22 protein-coding genes are annotated in these 20,516 nt (G+C 70.3%); 7 read left to right on the top strand and 15 right to left on the bottom strand.

Translation table 11 applies throughout. The features are described from left to right. The first annotated feature begins 8 nt into the window (after window positions 1-8). Complete coding sequence (nuoN, locus tag BAY60_RS07875) at window positions 9-1,577, top strand: NADH-quinone oxidoreductase subunit NuoN (RefSeq protein WP_112280100.1); 1,569 nt, start codon at window positions 9-11, stop codon at window positions 1,575-1,577. Window positions 1,578-1,580: 3 nt separating this feature from the next. Here the strand turns inward: nuoN and BAY60_RS07880 are convergent, their stop codons facing one another. The 8 genes from BAY60_RS07880 to BAY60_RS07915 all read right to left on the bottom strand — a co-directional run bounded on the left by BAY60_RS07880 (window position 1,581) and on the right by BAY60_RS07915 (window position 6,971). Next, window positions 1,581-2,267, bottom strand: a complete 687-nt coding sequence (locus BAY60_RS07880) for an ESX secretion-associated protein EspG (protein WP_245992365.1) — start codon at window positions 2,265-2,267, stop codon at window positions 1,581-1,583. Between the two features lie 8 nt (window positions 2,268-2,275). Further along, on the bottom strand, window positions 2,276-3,643 hold the full coding sequence (locus BAY60_RS07885; protein WP_112280101.1) for a PPE domain-containing protein: 1,368 nt from the start codon (window positions 3,641-3,643) through the stop codon (window positions 2,276-2,278). Between the two features lies 1 nt (window position 3,644). Continuing rightward, on the bottom strand, window positions 3,645-4,256 hold the full coding sequence (locus BAY60_RS07890; RefSeq protein ID WP_112280102.1) for a DUF3558 domain-containing protein: 612 nt from the start codon (window positions 4,254-4,256) through the stop codon (window positions 3,645-3,647). After that, window positions 4,256-4,702, bottom strand: coding sequence for a PE domain-containing protein (locus BAY60_RS07895; RefSeq protein WP_112280103.1), 447 nt, complete (start codon window positions 4,700-4,702; stop codon window positions 4,256-4,258). Before BAY60_RS07895 ends, BAY60_RS07890 begins: the two co-directional genes overlap by 1 nt. 78 nt (window positions 4,703-4,780) lie before the next feature. Then, complete coding sequence (locus tag BAY60_RS07900; protein WP_146770986.1) at window positions 4,781-5,407, bottom strand: DUF3558 domain-containing protein; 627 nt, start codon at window positions 5,405-5,407, stop codon at window positions 4,781-4,783. Further along, window positions 5,407-5,853 (bottom strand): hypothetical protein, encoded by a 447-nt coding sequence (locus BAY60_RS07905; RefSeq protein ID WP_112280105.1) that lies wholly within the window; start codon window positions 5,851-5,853, stop codon window positions 5,407-5,409. The genes BAY60_RS07900 and BAY60_RS07905 overlap by 1 nt, the downstream gene beginning before the upstream one ends. Before the next feature lie 78 nt (window positions 5,854-5,931). After that, entirely contained in the window at window positions 5,932-6,561 is a 630-nt protein-coding gene (locus BAY60_RS07910) for a DUF3558 domain-containing protein (RefSeq protein WP_112280106.1), read from the bottom strand. Continuing rightward, window positions 6,561-6,971 carry a hypothetical protein gene (locus BAY60_RS07915; protein ID WP_245992366.1) on the bottom strand — a complete coding sequence of 137 codons (411 nt, stop codon included), beginning with the start codon at window positions 6,969-6,971 and terminating at the stop codon, window positions 6,561-6,563. The genes BAY60_RS07910 and BAY60_RS07915 overlap by 1 nt, the downstream gene beginning before the upstream one ends. Window positions 6,972-7,231: 260 nt before the next feature. On the opposite strand from BAY60_RS07915, the gene BAY60_RS07920 reads away from it, so the two are divergent. Both BAY60_RS07920 and BAY60_RS07925 read left to right on the top strand, forming a co-directional pair. Further along, a complete protein-coding gene (locus BAY60_RS07920; protein WP_112280107.1) occupies window positions 7,232-8,254 on the top strand; it encodes a polyprenyl synthetase family protein in 1,023 nt (340 codons plus the stop codon). A 53-nt stretch (window positions 8,255-8,307) separates the two neighbouring features. Further along, window positions 8,308-9,549, top strand: coding sequence for a sunset domain-containing protein (locus tag BAY60_RS07925; protein WP_112280108.1), 1,242 nt, complete (start codon window positions 8,308-8,310; stop codon window positions 9,547-9,549). Between the two features lie 77 nt (window positions 9,550-9,626). Here the strand turns inward: BAY60_RS07925 and BAY60_RS07930 are convergent, their stop codons facing one another. From BAY60_RS07930 to BAY60_RS07940, 3 genes are all read right to left on the bottom strand, one after another. After that, on the bottom strand, window positions 9,627-10,691 hold the full coding sequence (locus tag BAY60_RS07930) for a 2-oxoacid:ferredoxin oxidoreductase subunit beta (RefSeq protein WP_112280109.1): 1,065 nt from the start codon (window positions 10,689-10,691) through the stop codon (window positions 9,627-9,629). Next, window positions 10,688-12,601, bottom strand: coding sequence for a 2-oxoacid:acceptor oxidoreductase subunit alpha (locus tag BAY60_RS07935; RefSeq protein ID WP_112280110.1), 1,914 nt, complete (start codon window positions 12,599-12,601; stop codon window positions 10,688-10,690). The genes BAY60_RS07930 and BAY60_RS07935 overlap by 4 nt, the downstream gene beginning before the upstream one ends. A gap of 133 nt (window positions 12,602-12,734) precedes the next feature. Further along, window positions 12,735-13,193, bottom strand: coding sequence for an Lrp/AsnC family transcriptional regulator (locus BAY60_RS07940; RefSeq protein ID WP_112280111.1), 459 nt, complete (start codon window positions 13,191-13,193; stop codon window positions 12,735-12,737). Window positions 13,194-13,320: 127 nt separating this feature from the next. On the opposite strand from BAY60_RS07940, the gene ddaH reads away from it, so the two are divergent. Next, window positions 13,321-14,115 carry a dimethylargininase gene (gene ddaH, locus BAY60_RS07945; protein WP_112280793.1) on the top strand — a complete coding sequence of 265 codons (795 nt, stop codon included), beginning with the start codon at window positions 13,321-13,323 and terminating at the stop codon, window positions 14,113-14,115. A 10-nt stretch (window positions 14,116-14,125) separates the two neighbouring features. Here ddaH and BAY60_RS07950 read toward each other — a convergent pair whose 3' ends face one another. The 4 genes from BAY60_RS07950 to BAY60_RS07965 are packed head-to-tail and all read right to left on the bottom strand — an operon-like array spanning window position 14,126 to window position 17,625. Further along, window positions 14,126-15,001: a metal ABC transporter permease gene (locus BAY60_RS07950; RefSeq protein ID WP_112280112.1), complete on the bottom strand. Its 876-nt coding sequence runs from the start codon at window positions 14,999-15,001 to the stop codon at window positions 14,126-14,128. Beyond that, window positions 14,988-15,869, bottom strand: a complete 882-nt coding sequence (locus BAY60_RS07955) for a metal ABC transporter permease (RefSeq protein ID WP_112280113.1) — start codon at window positions 15,867-15,869, stop codon at window positions 14,988-14,990. Before BAY60_RS07955 ends, BAY60_RS07950 begins: the two co-directional genes overlap by 14 nt. Further along, entirely contained in the window at window positions 15,866-16,594 is a 729-nt protein-coding gene (locus tag BAY60_RS07960) for a metal ABC transporter ATP-binding protein (protein WP_112280794.1), read from the bottom strand. Before BAY60_RS07960 ends, BAY60_RS07955 begins: the two co-directional genes overlap by 4 nt. Window positions 16,595-16,602: 8 nt before the next feature. Continuing rightward, complete coding sequence (locus tag BAY60_RS07965; protein ID WP_425466451.1) at window positions 16,603-17,625, bottom strand: metal ABC transporter solute-binding protein, Zn/Mn family; 1,023 nt, start codon at window positions 17,623-17,625, stop codon at window positions 16,603-16,605. A gap of 215 nt (window positions 17,626-17,840) precedes the next feature. Here BAY60_RS07965 and BAY60_RS07970 point away from each other — a divergent pair, with 215 nt between their 5' ends. From BAY60_RS07970 to BAY60_RS07980, 3 genes are read left to right on the top strand one after another with little or no spacing between them, the layout of a single operon-like run. Beyond that, window positions 17,841-19,076 carry a class I SAM-dependent methyltransferase gene (locus BAY60_RS07970; protein WP_112280114.1) on the top strand — a complete coding sequence of 412 codons (1,236 nt, stop codon included), beginning with the start codon at window positions 17,841-17,843 and terminating at the stop codon, window positions 19,074-19,076. After that, window positions 19,073-19,870, top strand: coding sequence for a sugar phosphate nucleotidyltransferase (locus tag BAY60_RS07975; protein ID WP_112280115.1), 798 nt, complete (start codon window positions 19,073-19,075; stop codon window positions 19,868-19,870). The genes BAY60_RS07970 and BAY60_RS07975 overlap by 4 nt, the downstream gene beginning before the upstream one ends. After that, window positions 19,867-20,514 carry a PIG-L deacetylase family protein gene (locus tag BAY60_RS07980; RefSeq protein WP_112280796.1) on the top strand — a complete coding sequence of 216 codons (648 nt, stop codon included), beginning with the start codon at window positions 19,867-19,869 and terminating at the stop codon, window positions 20,512-20,514. The genes BAY60_RS07975 and BAY60_RS07980 overlap by 4 nt, the downstream gene beginning before the upstream one ends. Window positions 20,515-20,516 lie beyond the last annotated feature (2 nt).

A 20,516-nucleotide genomic window follows, 5' to 3' on the forward strand; every position in this document is an offset into this window, starting at 1 on the left:
TCCCAGCCGTGACGAACGTTTTTCTGGCCCAGGCGGACATCGAGGCACCGCCCATCGACTACGCCGCGATCCTGCCGATGCTGATCATTCTCGGCGCGGCGTGTGTCGGGGTGTTGTTCGAGGCGTTCCTGCCCAAGCACCAGCGGTGGCCGGGGCAGGTCACGCTGAGCCTGCTCGCGCTGGCGGGGGCGGGCGTCGCGCTCGGCGCGTACGCGGGCGACTCGCCGGAGCGCGGGGTCACCACCCTGTCCGGCACGCTCGCGGTGGACCGGCCCGCCCTGTTCCTGTGGGGCACGCTACTGGCGCTCGCGCTGGCGGCGCTGCTGCTGATCGCCGACCGCTCGGTGGAGCCGGGCGGCGCGTTCGTCGCTCAGGCGGGCATCGCGCCCGGCACGGTGCAGGACCGTGAGCAGGTCGGCTCGACGGGCATGCAGACCGAGGTGTTCCCGCTGACGCTGTTCGCACTCGGCGGGATGATGGCGTTCACCGCGGCCAACGACCTGCTGACGATGTTCATCGCGCTCGAGGTGCTGAGCCTGCCGCTGTACCTGATGTGCGGGCTCGCGCGCAGGAGGCGGCTCATCTCGCAGGAGGCGGCGGTCAAGTACTTCCTGCTCGGCGCGTTCGCCAGCGCGTTCTTCCTCTACGGCCTCGCGCTGCTGTACGGCTACGCGGGCTCGGTGCGGCTCGCCGACATCGCCAACGCCACCGCGGGCACCGACCGGTCCGACACGCTGCTGTTCGCCGGGCTCGGCCTGCTGCTGGTGGGCCTGCTGTTCAAGGGTTCCGTCGGGCCGTTCCACACCTGGACTCCGGACGTCTACCAGGGCGCGCCGACCCCGATCACGGCGTTCATGGCGGCGTGCACGAAGGTCGCCGCGTTCGGCGCGATCCTGCGGGTGCTCACGGTCGCGTTCGAGACGACCAACTGGGAATGGCGCGGCGTGCTGTGGGCGGTGGCGATCGTCTCGATGCTCATCGGCGCCGTCCTCGGCCTGACCCAGACCGACGTCAAGCGCATGATCGCGTACTCCTCGATCGCGCACGCCGGGTTCCTGCTCATCGGGACGATGGCGCTCACCGACGAGGGCCTGTCCGGCACGATGTTCTACCTGCTGGCGTACGGCTTCACGACGCTGGCGGCGTTCGGCGTGATCTCGCTGGTGCGTGACTCGACGGGCGAGGCGACGCATCTGTCGGCGTGGGCGGGGCTGGCCAAGCGGTCACCGCTGCTGGCGGGTGTGTTCACGTTCCTGTTGCTCGCGCTGGCGGGGATCCCGCTCACGAGCGGCTTCGTCGGCAAGTTCGTCGTCTTCTCGGCGGCGCTGTCCGACGGGATGGCGCCGCTGGTGGTGATCGCGCTGGTGTTCAGCGCCGTGGCGGCGTTCTTCTACCTGCGCGTCGTGGTCCTGATGTACTTCTCGGAGCCCGCGCCGGAGGGGCCGAGCGTGAGCGTGCCCGGCGCGTTCACCACGGCGGCGATCACGCTGGGCGTCGTGGTGACGCTGCTGCTCGGGGTGGCGCCGACCTTCGCGCTCGACTGGGCCGGCGCCGGGGGCTTCGCGCTCGGCTCCTGACGGTCAGTCCAGTGTGGATCGGGCTGCGGCCAGCCTCGCGGCGAGCCCGGTGGGGTCGCCGGGAAAGACCGTCAGGTGTGCGTCGGCGGTGTGCTCGATACCGACCCGCCCTGCGGCGGTGTCCAGGTAGCTGACCGGTGCGACGGCCTGCTGGCGCGGGCCGCCGCCGGGACGGCGGGCGGTGTGCAGGTGACCCATGCCGCGGGGCGGAGGGTCCAGCAGCGTGTCGAGCTGCCGGGCTTCGGGACCTGATCCGGGGTAGGCGCTCGCGGGCAGCGAGAACGGCGTGAACGCGGCGGGCCGCACCGAGGGAAGGAGCTCCACCAGCAGGGCCGGGTAGTCGCGCTCGCCCACGGACCGCAGCCACACCCGCTTGTCGTGGTGCTCCGCGACGACGGTGGTGCTGCCCCGGACGGCGATCAGCACGCCGAACTGCTCGTCGCCGGTGCGCGCGTAGGCGTAGTACTCGGTGTGCGGCCGGTCCAGGACGTGCAGCCAGCGTTCGAACTCGGGGTCGAGCTCTTTGCCGACGGTGACTCCGAGTTCGGTGAGCTCGTCGAACAGGGCGCGGCGTTCGCGGCCGGCGGCCGCGGGCGGAACGTACTCGGCACCCCCGGCGAAGATCAGGTGCGGCTCCCCGCAACCTGCCCATTGCATGGCGCCGAGCAGTGTGCGCAGCGACAACTCCACCGGCTGGCTTACCTTTCCTTGCGCTCGGCGTCGGTGCCGGGTCTGCGCTCGCCCAGCACGGGTGGCGCGGCGGCCTGCGGTGGTCCGGCGAAGGTGTCGTCGGGGTCGGGGTTGCGCAGGTAGGGCGGCGGCTGGCGGTCCTTGTCCTCCTCGCGGCCCCGGCCTCCGCCCATGGCACCCAGCGGCATTCCGGCCGCGCCGCGGGCTCCGGCGGCGCCCGTCGTGGCAGCGGTGCCGCCGCGGGAGACCGGTTCGCCGGGCAGGGCGGCGCCCGTGCCCCGGCCCGGTGCGGGCGGTGTCTGGCCCGGTGTCTGCCCGGGTGCCTGGCCGAATCCGGGCGTGCCGCCACGCCAGGCGGTGCCGCCGTAGCCGCCGCGGGCTCCGGTACCGGGACCACCGGTGCCCGTGCCGGTGCCGGGAGTGCCGGTGCCGGTGCTCGTGTACGGGTTGGGCGGTGCCCAGGGGCCGGTGCCGGTGTTGAGGTGGTTGATCGGTTTTCCGGTGGGGCCGAACTGGTAGGAGTCGGGCTGCGGCGTGGGTGGGTTCACCGGCTGGGGCGTGTAGGTGGCGGCGTGGGTGCCGTCGTCCGGCTGCCGGGATCCGTCCTGTGTCGGGATGCCGGCGGGCGGTCGGGCTCCTGGCGATCCGGGAGTGTCCGCGGTCTCTGTCGCGGGGGCCGACGCGGCGGGCACGTCCGGGCGCCGGCCCGGCGGCCGGACCGAGGTGTTGCTGGCCGCGGTGCCGCTGCCAGGCACGTGGGTCGCCGGTGCGGGTGCGCGCACGGAGCCGGCGGGGGCGACGGTGCCCGCGGTGCCGCCGACGGTCTCCCTGCCGGGTGTGGCCGCGGGGCTCTCGGCGACGGCGATGCGGGCGCCGGTGTCGCTCAGCGAGTAGTAGGAGGCGGGCACGGTCTCGGCGTTGGCGGTGCTGGCCTGGTGGTAGGTCGCGAACGCCTGGACGTTCGCGCGTGCCTGCGCCTCGTGCTCGGCGAGCCGTGACTCGTAGCGGCCGGGGACGACGATGTCGAGGGCTTCCATCTCCGGCAGCGAGTCGGCGACGGGGACCACGGAGTTGCGCACGGTGCCGAACGCGCTGATCTGCTCGGTGACGGCATTGCCTGCGGTCGCGAGGTAGATGGCGTCCGTGACGGAGGCCTCGGCAAGAGGTATGGCTGCGTTGGATGCGCCGTCAGCCGCCTCGCCCTGCCACCCTTCGTGGATCTTCTGGGCCAGACCGAAGACCTGGTGGGCGCAGTCCTCGAGCTCGTTGGCGAGGTCGCGAGCGGCCTCGTGTGCTGCGCTGAGCCCCGGCTCGCCGGGCCCGCCGTGGATCTTCGCGTAGATCTCACCCGCGCTGATGGGTGCTTCCTCGGCCATGTCAGTTCCTTGCCTTGATGTTGCCAATGACTGCGGTGGCGACTTCGTGTGCCGCCTCGCAGGGGTCGAGTTGTCCGACTTTGTCGTCGCTGAGGTAGAGCGTGATGTCGACCGTGTCGCGGTCGCTGACGCCGACACGAACGGTGCATTCGCCTTCGCCGCGGTTGTCCGTGATCCCGTAGGCGACAACCGGATAACCGGCTGCTGGCGGCATCTCCTCGAAGAACTCGCCCTTCTGCCTGTTGCGATACAGACTCGTCAATCCAGCGTCGTCGAGATCCGGGAAGGTGAGGTAGATCCGGGCATGTTGATGATCTGTCGTCCAGCTGCACTCGGGTCCCGTGATGCCTTCGGGGGCCGCCTTGGCGCTGGCGCCCGAACCGAGGAAGGTCTCGACCTGGCTTTCAGTGAGCGTGTCGCAAGGTGCAGCGAGCAGTGGTTGGACATTCAGCGGCCGCTCCACCTTGGGCGCCCCGTTGTCGGGAGAGCCAGCGCCCGCAGACGAGCTGGGCGTGGGGCTTCCCGGAACCGCTTCGCCAGGCTCGGTACCGGTGCAGCCCGCGACAAGACCGGCGGCCGCGGTCGCGGCTACCAGGCGGCTGGTGCGTCCCATCAGTACCTGCCCCCGCGGTCCAGGACCTCGGCGCGGACGTTGTCCTCGGCGGCGAGGTAGGCGCCAAAGGCTGCGCGGAACTTCTGCGCCATTTGCTCGCAGTAGCGCACTCGCTCATCGAGGGCGGCGAGGAGCTCCGTGCCCGATGCGCTCACTTTCTCGGCGTTGTTGATGCTCGCGTAATCGGCCCCGGGGCCCTCGGCATAGGCGATGATCTGTGCTTTCACCTTGGCTTGCGCGTAGCGCTCGGCGAGGGTTTCCCATTCGCCTGCGATGGTGTGGAGTTGGTCGGGGGTGAAGGCGTAGCCGGGGCCTGCGGTGGCGATGACGGTGTCGAACCAGGAGGTGCCGGGAGTCTCCGTCTGGTCGTTGCCGGTTTTCGGGGTGTCGCGGGGGACGTAGACCTGCATGGTGGGTATGGCTTCGCCGGGGATCTCCCTCTTCACGTTGTCCCCCTCACCATGCGCCAGTCGACGTTTGCCCTCGTTTCGGCGATGCTGCACGTCACGTCGGTTGTGGGCATGTCAGTTCCTTGCCTTGATGTTGCCGACGACTGCGGTGGCGACTTCGTGTGCCGCCTCGCAGGGGTCGAGTTGTCCGACTTTGTTGTCGCTGAGGTAGAGCGTGATGTCGACCGTGTCGCGGTCGCTGACGCCGACACGAACGGTGCATTCGCCTTCACCGCGGTTGTCGGTCACTCCGTAGGCGACTGATGGATATCCTGCGGCCAACGGCATCTCTCGGAAGAAATCGTACTTCTCGTCATGGTTCTGGTAGACGGCTGCAAGACCCCGCTCGGATACCCGAGGAAAGATGACGTAGATACGGGCGTGCCGCATATCGGTACCCCACCGGCAGTCAGGCCCGGTGGACGCGGCAGGGTCCGGCTTTGCCGTGGCGCTCGGCCCGAGAAACGCGTCGATCTGCTGCTTCGTGAGCGCAGCACAAGGCGACCGCAAAAAGTCATCGATGTTCAAGGGCCGGTCGACCGGCGGCACGGCTGCTCCGGTAGGTGAGCTGCTTTCCGCGGTTGCAGTGGTCGGCGCTGATGCGTCCAGTTGCGGATCGCCGGGTTCCGTGCCGGTGCAGCCGGTGAGGCAAAGGGCGAGTGCCAGGACGGCGGCGGTGGTGAGCCGGTGCGGGCGAGGCATCACATACTACCCCCGGTGGCGCGCATTCTCTCCCCCGCAGCGTCTTCCGCCATCGAATAGGCACCCAGTGCGGCTGTGAACTTCTCGGCCATGGTCGTGCAGTACGCGACGCGTTCCTCGAGCGCCTTGCTCAAGGCTCGACCCGATTCGCGCACCTTCTCCGCATTGTTAATGCTGGCATACTCTGCGCCGGGGCCTTCCGCGTCGATCAGCGCCTGTGCCCGCAGTCTGGCCCTTTCGTAGCGCTCGGCGAGGGTTTCCCATTCGCCTGCGATGGTGTGGAGTTGGGCGGGGGTGAAGGCGTAGCCGGGGCCTGCGGTGGCGATGACGGTGTCGAACCAGGAGGTGCCGGGAGTCTCCATCTGGTCGTTGCCGGTCTTCGGGGTATCGCGGGGGACGTAGACCTGCATGGTGGGTATGGCTTCGCCGGGGATCTCCCTTTTCATGCTGTCCCCCTCACCATGCGCCAGTCGACGTTTGCCCTCGTTACGGCGATGCTCCACGTCACGTCGGTTGTGGGCATGTCAGTTCCTTGCCTTGATGTTGCCGACGACTGCGGTGGCGACTTCGTGTGCCGCCTCGCAGGGGTCGAGTTGTCCGACTTTGTTGTCGCTGAGGTAGAGCGTGATGTCGACCGTGTCGCGGTCGCTGACGCCGACACGAACGGTGCATTCGCCTTCACCGCGGTTATCCGTCACGCCATATGCGACGACCGGATAACCTGCCGCCAAGGGCATCTCCTCGAAGAACGCGGCGGTCGCTCGGTTCCGGTACAGGGTCGTCAGCCCTCGATCGTCGATCCGTGGGAACGCCACGGCAAACCGCGCCCGCGACTGATCGGGCGGACCCCACACGCATTCGGGACCGGTACCGCCACTGACGTTGGCGGTGGCCTCCGCATCGGAGCCAACGAACGCGGCCTTCTGCTGTTCCGTCACCGCGTCGCATGGGTGCGCCAGAAAATGGGTGATGTCCAGGGCAGGATCGGCCGGGGGTGCGCCGTAGGCGGGGAATTGGTCTTCCGTGACCAGCGAACTCGGGCCGGCTTGCCCGGTAGCGGTCGGCACTGCCTCGCCCGGCTCCATTCCTGTGCAGGCCATGGCCAGCACGGCAGAAAACGTCAGTGAGGTGAACAAGAGGACCAGTCGACGCATCAGAACTTCCCTCTTGCCTTGACCTCGGCAGCCGCATCACCTTCCGCGCGACTGTAACTGCTCAAGGCCGTGCGAAACTTGCCAGCCATCGTCTCGCAGTAGTTCGCGCGCTCGTCCAGCGCTTGCATCAGTGCCAAACCCGATGCTCGTATCTTTTCCGCGTTGTTGATGCTTGCGTACTCGGCCCCGGGCCCTTCGACGAGAGCGATCTGCTGCGCAGTTCGCTTCGCGGCCTTGTAGCGCTCGGCGAGGGTTTCCCATTCGCCTGCGATGGTGTGGAGTTGGTCGGGGGTGAAGGCGTAGCCGGGGCCTGCGGTGGCGATGACGGTGTCGAACCAGGAGGTGCCGGGAGTATCCGTCTGCGTGGTGTCGCGCTCCGGGCGCTCCCGCGGCACGTAGACCTGCGTCACGGGTATCGCCTGCCCGCGAATCTCCCTCTTCACTCGCTCCCCCTCGTGCCGTGACGTAGCACCTACGCTCCGTGTACGACGGTTCGGACGCTAGCACGGTTCCCCTCCCTCGGGGACGGCTTCGGCGGAAGTCGCAAGCGTTTGCGCGGGTGGTGTCGTCAGCATCACGCAACGGCGTGACCAGCGGGTGATCGGCAGGTCAATGTCTCCCATTAGGCTGGTGAGGACCGTGACCCAGTGCCGGAAAGGGCGGAGCCGACGTGTCAGTGCGTGATGGCGCCATCGAGGAGTTGCGCGCTGCAGTCGGGCTGCAGATCGCCGACGAGGGTCTGCTCCGGACCCTCGCCGACGGGCTGCGCGACGTCGAGCGCATCCTCCGTGACGTCGTGCGCAGCGAGGTGGCCGCCGTGCACGAGCCTGCCCGGCACCTGGTGGAAGCCGGTGGCAAGCGTTTCCGTCCGCTGTTCACCCTCCTGGCCTCGCAGTTCGGCACCGAGGGCCGCGACGCGGTGATCACCGCCGCCGCGTCCGTCGAGCTCGTGCACCTGGCCACGCTGTACCACGACGACGTGATGGACGAGGCCACCATGCGCCGCGGCGCCCCGAGCGTCAACGCGCGCTGGGACAACACGGTGGCCATCCTCACCGGCGACTTCCTGTTCGCGCACGCGTCCCGCCTCGTCGCCGACCTGGGCACGGACGCGGCCCGGATCATCGCCGAGACATTCGGTGAGCTGGTCACCGGCCAGATGCGCGAGACGGTCGGCCCGGGCGAGGGCGAGGACGCCGTCGAGCACTACCTGTCGGTCATCGCGCAGAAGACCGGCTCGCTGATCGCCACCTCGGGCCGCTTCGGCGGGATGCTCTCCGGCGCCCCTGCGGACCACATCGAGGCGCTGTGCCGGTTCGGCGAGATCATCGGCACCGCTTTCCAGATCTCCGACGACATCATCGACATCGACTCGCCGTCGCACGAGCTCGGCAAGTCGCAGGGCACCGACCTCCGGGAGGGCGTCCGCACGCTGCCGATGCTCTACGAGCTGGCCGAACCGGCCCCCGACGCGCGGCTCGTCGAGCTGCTGCGCAGCGCTCCCCTCGAGGACGACACCCTGGTGGGGGAGGCGCTGGAGCGCCTGCGCGGTTCCCGCGGGCTCGAGCGCGCGCGGGTCACCCTTTCCGACTACGCTCAGCGCGCGAGAACGGAGCTGGCGGCCCTGCCGCCGACCCCGGCACGGGACGCCTGCGAATCGGTAGCCGACTACCTCGTCGCGCGCACTCGTTGACGGGCCGCTGCGCCGTCGCCAGGTGAACAGAACACGAGGAGGACAGCGCGGGTATGTCCATTTTCGGACAGGTGTGGGTGTTCAGCGCGATCGCGTTCGTGCTGGGCGCGTTCCTCGCCTGGCTCTTCCTGGTCCGGCCCGCCCAGCGCCGTGTGCGCGAGCTGGAGCGCAGACTCGCCGCCGCTGAGTCCACCCCGGCACCGGTCCAGCCGGGGCCGCGCCCGGAGCCCGCGATGTTCGGGGGCGCCGCCCACGGCGACGAGTCCGACCCGGTCGCGCCCATGCCGTCGACCAGGCAGTTCACCCCCTCCGAACCCGCACAGGCCGAGCTGACGCAGCAGATGCCCCCGACCCCGGCCACCAACTGGCACGAGCGCGACAGTCTGCAGGGCTTCCAGCCTGCCGCCGCGGCCGACGACGAGGACGACATTGACCGGTGGCAGCGCGAGCAGGACCGGCACGAGCAGTACGGCGCGCCGGGCGTCAGCGCCGTACTGGGCGGCGACGACTCGATGCGCAGCGTCCCGGAGCCTGAGCCCGAGCCCGAGGTCGAGCCGCACGACGAGCCGCGGTTCGCCGAGGAACGGCACGGGTACGAGGAGCCGGGGACCTACCAGGAGACCTACGACGACCAGCCCTACCACGAATACGCGGAGCCGGAGCCCGAGCGCGAACCCGAACCGGAGCCCGAGCCCGAGCCCGAGCCGGAGCAGCCGCGGCGCGCGCCGAGCCTGTTCGAGCCCATGGGGTACCAGCCGCAGCAGGAGCCGGAGACCGCCCGGCACCGCGCCGCCGACGAGCAGCCGCAGGCCGACCCGCCCCCGGCGTACGCGTTCAGCGACCCCGGCACGGAGCCGGAGGACGAGCCCGCCGTCGAGCAGACTCAGGTGCTGCCGAAGCGCAGGCCGCGGCAGTCGCCTCCCGGTGGCTTCGAGCCACCCAAACCCATCCAGCCGTCGATGCGGCCGGTCACCCGGCGCGAACCCGAGCCGGAGGGCGGTGCGCACAGCGGCTCCCTGTTCGAACCCGCCGTCGCCCCCGGTCCTTCGGCGCCGACGCCTCCCGCCCGTGACCCCGGACCCGGCGACGGCCTTCCCCCCGGCCCGTTCGGGCCCGGCTCGGCGATGCCGCGGCCGGGAGGCGGCAGGCCGTCGGATGACTACACCGTGAAGGCAAGCGTCACCGCGCTGCGCTACTGCACCGAGGACTCGCCGCAGTTCGAGCGCATGGTCGCCGAGGTGTGGTTCCGCACGCCCGCCGACGCCGAGCGCGTGGGGTTCCGCCCGCTCAGCTGATCCCGGACCCGGACACGAACGCGGCCCCGAGGCTGTTCAGCCCCGGGGCCGCGTCGTGTCGAGCGGAGATCGATCGCTCAGGCGACTGTCCAGGTGTCCTTGCCGCGCAGCAGCGCCTGCAGATCCGGGGTCTTGGCCTGGGCGGCCTGCTCCACCTGCGCGCGGGCCTGGTCGTCGTAGGTGGGCCTGCTGACCTGCCGGAAGATTCCGGTGGGCGTGTGGTTCAGGCTCTGGTCGCCCAGCCGCGACAGGGCGAACGCGTACGCGGTGTCGGCGATGGTCGGGTCGTGCACGACGACGTTCTCCTCGCCGATCTCGGAAACCTTGCCGACCTCCAGGCCGCCCCAGCCGCCACGGCCGACGCCGTACTCGCCCTCCGGGCCGAACCGGATCGGCTCACCCGCCCTGAGCGGGATCAGCCGCCGCTGCGCCTCGTCGGAGTCCTTGAGCACGTCGAACGCGCCGTCGTTGAAGATCGGGCAGTTCTGGTAGATCTCCACCAGCGCCGAGCCGCGGTGCTGCGCGGCGGCGGTCAGCACCTCGGTCAGGCCCTTCTTGTCCGAGTCCAGCGCGCGGCCCACGAACGACGCCTCGGCACCCAGCGCCAGCGACACCGGGTTGAACGGGGTGTCCACCGAGCCCATCGGCGTGGACTTGGTGACCATGCCCTGGTCGGAGGTCGGCGAGTACTGGCCCTTGGTCAGGCCGTAGATCCGGTTGTTGAACAGCAGGATCTTGAGGTTGACGTTGCGGCGCAGGCTGTGGATCAGGTGGTTGCCGCCGATCGACAGCGCGTCGCCGTCACCGGTGACCACCCACACCGACAGGTCCGGACGCGTGGTCGCCAGGCCGGTGGCGATCGCGGGCGCACGGCCGTGGATGGAGTGCATCCCGTAGGTGTTCATGTAGTACGGGAAGCGGCTGGAGCAGCCAATGCCCGAGATGAACACGATGTTCTCGCGCTTGAGCCCCAGGGTCGGCAGGAACGACTGGATGGTGTTGAGCACCACGTAGTCGCCACAGCCCGGGCACCAGCGCACTTCCTGGTCGGACTTGTACTCCTTGGCCTTCTGCGGCTCGTCGGTGGTCGGGACCAGGTCGAGCCCGCCGATCCGCGGGAGACCCAGGTCGGTGGCGGTCATGCCACGACCTCCTTGTCACGGATGATGTCGGTGAAGACGTTCTCGAGCTCTTCGGCCTTGAACGGCAGTCCGGCGATCTTGGTGTAGGACTTGATGTCCGCGAGGTACTTGGCGCGCAGCAGCGTCGCCAGCTGGCCGAGGTTCATCTCCGGCACCACGACGGTGTCGTAGGCGGCGAGTACCTCGCCGAGGTTCTTGGGAAACGGGTTGAGGTGGCGCAGGTGGGCCTGCGCGATGGGCATGCCGTTCTTGCGCACCCGCCGGCACGCGGCGCCGATCGGCCCGAACGACGAGCCCCAGCCCAGCGCCAGCACGCGGGCCCTGCCGCCGCTGGGGTCGTCCACCTCCACGTCCGGCACGTCGATGTTGTCGATCTTGCGCTGGCGCAGCCGGACCATGTGGTCGTGGTTGTCCGGGTCGTAGGAGATGTTGCCCTTGCCGTCGGCCTTCTCCAGGCCGCCGATGCGGTGCTGCAGGCCGGGTGTGCCCGGCACCGCCCACTCGCGGGCCAGCGTCTCCGGATCGCGGACATAGGGCCAGAACTCGCCGGAGCCGTCAGGCGCGTTGGGCTCCGACGCGAACGTCACCCGCAGGTCCGGCAGCGACTCGACGTCGGGGATCAGCCACGGCTCCGAGCCGTTGGCGATGGCGCCGTCGGAGAGCAGCAGCACCGGCGTGCGGTAGGTCAGCGCGATGCGGGTGGCCTCCAGCGCGATGTCGAAGCAGTCGGCGGGCGTGCACGGCGCCACGATCGGCACCGGCGACTCGCTGTTGCGGCCGAACATGGCCTGCAGCAGGTCGGCCTGCTCGGTCTTCGTCGGCAGGCCGGTGGACGGGCCGCCGCGCTGCACGTCGATGACGAGCAGCGGCAGCTCGGTCATGACGCCGAGCCCGATGGTCTCGCTCTTCAGCGCGATGCCGGGGCCGGACGTGGACGTCACGCCCAGTGCGCCGCCGTAGGAGGCGCCCAGTGCCGCGCCGATGCCGGCGATCTCGTCCTCGGCCTGGAACGTGAGGATGCCGAAGTTCTTGTGCTTGGACAGCTCGTGCAGCACGTCGGAGGCCGGCGTGATCGGGTAGGTGCCCAGCAGCACCGGCAGGCCGGAGCGCTGCCCCGCGGCGACGATCCCGTAGGCCAGCGCCGTGTTGCCGGTGATCTGCCGGTAGGTGCCGCGCGCCAGCTTGGCAGGCGCCACCTCGAACGTCGTGCCGAAGGCCTCGGTGGTCTCGCCGTAGTTCCAGCCCGCGCGGAAGGCCAGCACGTTGGCCTCGGCGATGTCCGGCTTCTTGGCGAACTTCTCGCGCAGGAACCGCTCGGTGCCCTCGGTCGGCCGGTGGTACATCCACGACAGCAGACCGAGCGCGAACATGTTCTTGCAGCGCTCGGCGTCCTTCTTGCCGAGGCCGGTGTCGGCCAGCGCGCCCTGCGTCAGGGTCGACATCGCCACCCGGTGCACCTCGTAGGCCGAGAGCGAGTCGTCCTCGAGCGGGTCGGAGCCGTATCCGACCTTGGAGAGGTTGCGCTTGGTGAACTCGTCGGTGTTGACGATGATCGTCCCGCCGTTCGGGACGTCGGCCAGGTTCGCCTTCAGCGCGGCGGGATTCATCGCCACCAGCACGTCCGGCCGGTCGCCGGGGGTGAGGATGTCGTAGTCGGCGAAGTGGACCTGGAAGCTGGAGACGCCGGGGATGGTGCCCTGCGGGGCGCGGATCTCGGCGGGGTAGTTCGGCAACGTGGCGAGGTCGTTCCCGAACGCCGCGGCCTCCGAGGTGAACCGGTCGCCCGTCAGCTGCATGCCGTCGCCCGAGTCACCGGCGAACCGGATGACGACTCGGTCGAGCTGACTGACCTCCGTGGGTCGCGTCGCCGACAGCGCGCCGGTGCCACTGCCGTTCGCACTCGTGCTCATGGGCCAGGGAATCCCTCTCTCACGACTGGGCGCGGGACACGCGTCAATACTTCGAGATTACTTGTTGTTTTCAGGGGGTGCGCAGGGGTGTGATCCGGCTTACCTGTGACCAGTGGTAACGCCGTTGTCGATCTCAGTTCGTGGGATCGGCGGTACGGTTCGGCGGCCGCTCGAGCAGTGTCGAGAGCACCACCGTGGACACCGTGCGGTCGATGATCTCGAGCCCGCGCAGACGCTCCAGCGCGTCCTCGAGGTGGTGGATGTCGGCCGCGCGCAGGTGCACGATCGCGTCGGCCGCTCCCGACACAGTGTACGCGGCGACGACCTCCGGCAGCGGCTCCAGGTGAGCCCGGATGCGGGCCGGCGAGACGTTGCCCTGGCAGTGCACCTCGACAAACGCCTCGGTGCCCCAGCCCAGCGCCTCGGGGTCCACCACGGCCGTGAAGCCGCGCAGCACGCCGGTTTCCAGCAGCCGGTCCACCCTGCGCTTCACGGCCGGCGCCGACAGTCCGACCACCTTGCCGATCTCGGCATAGCTGGACCGCGCGTTGGCCACCAGGCACGAAACGATTCGCTGATCGAGCGTGTTCACACGCAATGTTTAGCACATAAACACGCAACCAACAGCGATTGATTGCATGATCTGGCACCAATACATTCGAAGTATGACGGACACCTCCCCGTTGCCCGTGCGTGTGCCCACCCCCCGTCACTACCTCATGTGCCCTCCGCGGTACTTCGCCGTCGACTACGTGATCAACCCGTGGATGGACCCGAGCACGCCCGTCGACGTCGACCGCGCGATGGAGCAGTGGACCATCCTGCGCGACACCTACCGCGACCTCGGGCACACCGTCGAGGAGGTCGAGCCGCGGCCGGGGCTTCCGGACATGGTGTTCGCCGCCAACTCCGGCACCGTGATCGACGGCCGCGTGCTGGGCGCGCGGTTCCGCGCGCCGCAGCGTGCCGCCGAGGCCGAGCACTTCCGCCGCTGGTTCGTCGAGCACGGCTACCGCGACCTCACGATGCCGCGGCGGATCAACGAGGCCGAGGGCGACTTCGCCTGGACGGGCTCCGTGCTGCTCGCGGGCACCGGCTTCCGCACCGACCCGGAGGCGCACGCCGAGGCGCAGGAGACGCTGGGAGTGCCCGTGGTGTCGCTGCGGCTGACCGACCCGCGTTACTACCACCTGGACACCGCGTTGTTCGTCCTCAGCGAGGCCACCGACACGCGGCAGGCGCAGATCGCCTACTACCCGCAGGCGTTCTCGCCCGGCTCGCTGCGGGTGCTGCGGCGGATGTTCCCCGACGCCGTGGTGGCAGGCACCGCCGACGCGGAGTGTTTCGGGCTCAACGGCGTCTCCGACGGCCGCAACGTGATCCTGCCGCTGGAGGCCACCGCGCTGGCCGACCGGCTCGCCGCCCGCGGCTACGAGCCGGTGCTGCTCGACATCTCCGAGCTGCGCAAGGCGGGCGGCGGCCCCAAGTGCTGCACCCTGGAGATCCGCAAGTAGGCGCGGTGCCTCAGGACTCCGGGCGGCGGCTCCGCAACGCTCGCCAGGCAAGGCCGCGGCGGCCCAGCAGCAGCGCGAGCACGAACAGGCCCGCGCTGGCCAGCCCGATCGTGCCGGGGATGGACGAGTCGATCGCCGTCGCCAGGCGCTCGCCCGCCAGCGAGCTGACCCAGCCCGCGGCGACGGCGACCACGAGCATCGTGCCGAGCCGCTGCGTCAGCAGCCGCGCCGTCGCGGCGGGCACGATGAAGAACGTCACCACCAGGATGGCGCCGACGCTGTCGAACGCGACGACGGCGAGCCCGGCCACCACGACGAGCAGCATTCGCCCCGCCGCGCGCGCACGCAGCCCGCTGAGCTCGGCGAACTCCGGGTCGAACGTGCTGGCGTGCAGCGGCCGCCACAGCAACACCACGAACAGGATCGTCGCCACCGTCGCGCAGCCCGTCACCACCAGCGACGTCGGCACGTCCAGCCCGGCCAGGCTCATGGTGCGCAGCGGCGCGAACGTCAGGTCCCCGTAGATGGCCGAGTCGAGGTCGATGTGCGCGCCCGAGGCGAACCGCGTGATGCCGAGGATCCCGAGGGAGAACAGTGCGGGGAACACGAGCGCGAGTGCGGCGTCGGAGCCGACGATGCCGCTGCGCCGCAGCCACTCGAAACCCGCGACACACGCCACCCCGAACGCGGTGGCCCCCAGCACGGTCGCCGCGGACGCCCGCTCGCCGGTGAGCAGGAAGATCAGCACGATGCCGGGCAGCACGGCGTGGCTCACCGCGTCGGGCAGCAGCGCCTGCCTGCGCAGTACGAGGAATCCGCCGAGCAGCGCGCACGAGGTGGACAGCAGCCCGGCGATCACGACGATCATCACGTCATCCGGCGACACGGCGCCTCCTGACCCGCGCGAGGACACCCCGCCTGGGCGCGAACACCACCGACAGCACCGCCAGCGCCGTCGCCAGCAGCACGATCACCGGCCCCGCGGGCAGTTCCGCCTTCCCGGACACCACGCCGCCGACCGCGCCGCACACCGCGCCGAACAGCCCGGACAGCGGCACGAGCGCCGCGAGCCGCTTGGTCAGCTGCCGCGCCGCGACGACGGGTGCGACGAGCAGGGCCACCATGAGGATCGCGCCGACCGTGCGCACACCGAGGACCACGGCCAGCGCCAGCAGGCCCGTGCTGGCCGCGTCCACCGCCCACGTCGGCACCCCGGCGACGGCGGTGAACCCCGGATCGAAGGTCGCCGAGCGCAGCAGCCGGAAGCCGACCGTGACCACGGCCAGCGCCGCCGCGCCCAGGGCCAGCGCGAGCACGATGTCGCGCTCCACGATGCCGGCCGCCTGGCCCACGAGGTACTCGTTGAGCCCCGACTGCTGCGCGTCGCCACTGCTGCCGATGTGGGTCAGCAGCACGATGCCCAGGGCCAGCGACGTCGACAGCACCACCCCGATGGCGGCGTCCGGGCGCAGCCGTCCCGCGCGTTCCAGCCCGATCATCGCGAACGCGGCCAGCCCCGCCGACACGGCGGCGCCGAGCAGCAGCACCTCCGGCACCTTGACACCGGTGACGAGGAACGCGACGGCGACGCCCGCCAGTGTTCCGTGGCTCATGGCGTCGCCGAACATGCTGCGCTGCCGCAGCACCGCCAGCGGGCCGAGCGCGCCGGCGACGAACCCGACCACGGCGGTGCCGACCACCACCACCGCGTCCGGATACGACAGCGGCAGGGCGTCGAGCAGCCAGCCGATCATCGGGCGACCACGATCCCGTAGGCCTGTTCGAGGTTCGCGGGCGTGAGCACGTCGGCGGGGTCGCCCTCGGCGACGATGCCCCCCGCCATCAGCACGGCGTGGTCGAACCGGTCGAGCACGGTGCGCAGATCGTGGTGCACGGCCACCACGGAGCGGCCTTCGGCGCACAGCCCGGTGAGCACGTCCAGCAGGGCCGACTCGGTGCGGGCGTCGACGGCGGTGAACGGCTCGTCGAGGATCACCAGCTCCGCCTGCTGGGCGAGCGCGCGGGCGAGGAACACCCGCTGCCGCTGGCCGCCGGAGAGCTCGTCGATCGGCTGCCCCGCGAGATCGGCGACGCCCACCTGCTCCATGGCGGCCGCCACCAGCTCGTCGTCGGCGCGGGTGAGCCTGCGCAGCCAGCCCCGGTGCGGGTAACGGCCCATCTCGACCACCTGCACGGCGGTGATGGGGAAGTCGCGGGCCACGGTCTCCTGCTGCGGCACGTAGGCGACCCGGCTGCGCACCCGTTTCAGGGGCTCGCCCAGCAGCCGGACGTGCCCGCGCGTGGCGGGCACGAGCCCGAGCGCGGCCTTCACCAGTGTCGACTTGCCCGCCCCGTTGGGCCCGACGATGCCCGACAGCCGCCCCGCGGGAATGTCCACGCTGACGCCGTCGAGCACCGTTCTGCCGCCGTAGGAGGCACTCAGCTCGTGGACCGCGAGTGCCGCGGGTGCCTGGGTCATCGTCTTCGTCACGCCAGTCCCTCCACGAGCCGGTGCGCGTTGGCCCGCACCATTCCGAGATACGTGCCTTCCGGTGTGCCGTCGTCGCCCGCGGCGTCGGAGTAGAGCTCACCACCGATGCGCACGTCGCCGCCCTGCCTTCGCACGGCCGCGAGGACGGCTTCCAGCGTCTGCCGGGAGACGCTGGTCTCCACGAACACCGACCGCACGCCGCTGCGCGCGATCCTGGCCGCGACCCGCGAGATGTCCGTGGTGGTCGCCTCCTGCTGGGTCGAGATGCCCTGGATGGCGACGACGTCCATGCCGAAGGCCCTGCCGAAGTAGCGGAACGCGTCGTGGGAGGTCACGATCTGGCGCTTGCGCTCCGGTATCCGCTCGATCAGGGCGCGCACGTCACGGGCCATGGCGAGCACGTCGGCGCGGTAGGCGGCGCCGCGCCGCCGGTAGTCGGCGGCGTTGGCGGGATCGAGCTCGGACAGCTCACCCGTGATGGCGTCCACGACGTGGACCCACAGCTGCGGGTCGAACCACACGTGCGGGTCGTGCTCCTCCTCGGGCGCCGCGTCGGCGGGCGGGCTGAGCAGCAGCCGCTCCGGGATCGCCTCGCCCGCGAAGAGCACCGGCTTGCTGCGCGCCACCTCGTCGAGCGTGCGCTGCAGGGAGCCCTCCAGGAACAGCCCCACCGCGATCACGGCGTCGGCGGAGCGCATCTCGTCCAGGTCGCTCGCCTTCGCCTGGTACAGGTGGGGATCGACGCCCGGGCCCATGAGCCGCACGGTCGTGACGTCGTCGCCGCCGATCCGCCGCACCGTGTCGTCGAGGAAGTTCGTGGTGGTGACGACGCGCAGTGCGCCGTCGCCGGGGCCGGAGCCACCCGGCTGCACGGCGTATCCGACGGCTCCGGACACCGCGAGCGCGAACACGATGCCGAGCGCGGTCAGCAGGCGGGCGTCGCGGCGGCGGGCGCGACGGCGCCGCAGCGCGAGCGACCGGGTCTCGTCCGTGTCCATCTGCCCACCAATGTTCGCCATGCCGAACTTCATCGTAAGCCCTGGCGAATACGCGCTGTCAAACGAGGGCTCCCGGCGAACGACCAACAGGGAATGGCCCGATGAGGAAACGCGCAAACCTGCAGGTCTCAATTGCGAATCGGCTGCGCGTGCCGTCGCGGGCGGCTGTAACAACCGCGCTGTGCGGAGCGAATCAGCCGGTGCATCACCACCCCGCCGGGCCGAGGAGCCAGTAGATGACCACATGCCGACTCTGCGGTTCGACGAGCCTGGCGAGTGTCGTGGACCTGGGCGCGACGCCGCCCTGCGAGCGGTTCCTCACCGCGCAGCAGCTCGACGAGCCGGAACCGACCTACCCGCTGCACCTGCGGGTGTGCACGGAGTGCTGGCTGGCGCAGATTCCGCCGCTCATCAGCCCGGAGGACACCTTCACGGAGTACGCGTACTTCTCGTCGTTCTCGAGCTCGTGGGTCGAGCACGCGAAGACGTTCACCGGCCAGGCCGTCCAGCGGCTCGGCCTCGGTCGCGACTCCTTCGTGGTCGAGGTCGCCAGCAACGACGGGTACCTGCTCAAACACGTTGTGGAACAAGGGATCCGCTGCCTGGGAATCGAACCGTCGGTCAACGTCGGCAAGGCCGCGCGCGAGGCGGGCGTGCCCACCGTGACGGCGTTCCTCAGCCCCGAGACCGGAACGTGGGTGCGCGAAAGGCACGGGCCCGCCGATCTGGTGGTGGCCAACAACGTCTACGCGCACATCCCGGACGTCATCGGCTTCACGAAGGGGCTCCGTGCGCTCGTCGCCGACGACGGCTGGGTGTCCATCGAGGTGCAGCACCTGCTCACGCTCATCGAGAAGGTGCAGTACGACACGATCTACCACGAGCACTTCCAGTACTACACGGTGGAATCGGCGCGGCGCGCGCTGGCCTCCGGTGGTCTGTCGCTTGTGGACGTCGAGCTGCTGCCGACGCACGGCGGCTCCATCCGGTTGTGGGCCCGGCCCGCCGAGGTCGCGGGCGAGCCGAGCGCGCGGGTGGTCGACGTGCTCGCGCGGGAAAAGGCGGCCGGCCTGCACGAGCTGTCCGGCTACGCCGAGTTCGCCGCGGCGGTCAACCGGGTCCGGCTCGACCTGCTGCGGTTCCTCGTCGATGCCGCCGCCCACGGCAAGACGGTGGTCGGCTACGGCGCGCCCGGCAAGGGCAACACACTGCTCAACCACTGCGGGATCCGCCCGGACCTGCTGGCGTACACGGTGGACCGCAACCCCTACAAGCACGGCCGGTTCACCCCCGGCACCCGCATCCCGATCCTGCCGCCGGAACGCATCGCCGCCGACCGGCCCGACTACGTGCTCGTCCTGCCCTGGAACCTGCGGGCCGAGCTCACCGACCAACTGTCCTATATCGGCGAGTGGGGCGCCCGCCTGGTGTTCCCCATTCCCCGGCTGGAGATCATCGAGGTTGCCCCGTGAAGGTCGTTCTGTTCTGCGGCGGGTACGGCATGCGGATGAGAGGCGGAGCGGGTGGCGACGCCCCGAAGCCGATGCAGATGGTCGGCCCGCGACCGCTGATCTGGCACGTGATGCGCTACTACGCCCACTTCGGGCACACCGAGTTCATCCTCTGCCTCGGCTACGGGGCGCACCACATCAAGGACTTCTTCCTCAACTACTCCGAGACCGCCTCCAACGACTTCGTGCTGCGGGGCGGCAAGGCGGAACTGCTCTCCACCGACATCTCCGACTGGTCCATCACCTTCGTGCAGACCGGCATCGAGTCGGCCATCGGCGAGCGGCTGCGCCGGGTGCGCCAGTACCTCGACGGCGACGAGATGTTCCTCGCCAACTACGCCGACGTGCTCACCGACGCTCCGCTGCCCGAGATGATCGAGCGGTTCGCCCGCTCCGACGCGGGCGCGTCGATGATGGTGGTGCCGCCGCAGTCGTCGTTCCACTGCGTCGAGATGGACGAGGGCGGCCGCGTCGGCTCCATCACCGCGGTCAGCGAGATGCCGCTGTGGGAGAACGGCGGCTACTTCGTGCTGCGCCAGGACGTCTTCGACCACATCCCGGAGAACGGCGACCTCGTGGCCGACGGCTGCGCCGAGCTCGCCAAGCGCGGGAGGCTGCTGGCCTACCCCTACCGGGGTTTCTGGAAGCCGACCGACACCGTGAAGGAACGCGCCGCGCTCGACGACGCCTACGCACGGGGAGACCGGCCGTGGGCACTGTGGGAACGCGAGCCCGCGACGGCGAGGACCGCGTGATCGGGCTCCGGCCAGGCCGGATCAACCGGGTGGCGGTGCTCGGCGCGCACTGCGACGACATCGCGATCGGCGCGGGCGGCACACTGTTCGCGCTCTGCGCCGCCCGGCCGGGGCTGCGGGTCGACGCGCTGGTGCTCTCCGGCGGCGGCAGCGAGCGCGAGGACGAGGAGCGAGCCGCTCTCGCCGCGTTCTGCCCGGGTGCCGAGCTGTCGGCCACCGTGCTGAAACTGCCCGACGGCCGGTTCCCCGCGCACTGGGACGAGGCCAAGTCGGCCGTCGAGGACCTGCGCCGCCGCACCGACCCGGACGTGGTGTTCGCGCCGCGCACCGACGACGCGCACCAGGACCATCGCGGGCTGGCGCTGCTGGTGCCCACGGCGTTTCGCGACCACCTGGTGCTCGGCTACGAGATCGTCAAGTGGGACGGCGACCTCGGCACACCGAACGTCTACCAGCCGCTGTCCGGTGAACTCGCGGAAACGAAAGTGCGATTGCTGCAACAGCACTACGCCTCGCAGCGACATCGTCCTTGGTACGACCGGGAGGCCTTTCTCGGACTGGCGCGCATCCGCGGCATCGAATGCCAGGCGCGCTACGCGGAGGGCTTCCACACCAGCAAGCTTGTTCTCGGTTTGGGAGGCTGAGC

It is taken from the genome of Prauserella muralis, from assembly GCF_003202285.1.
In the GTDB taxonomy this organism is placed as follows: domain Bacteria; phylum Actinomycetota; class Actinomycetes; order Mycobacteriales; family Pseudonocardiaceae; genus Prauserella_B; species Prauserella_B muralis.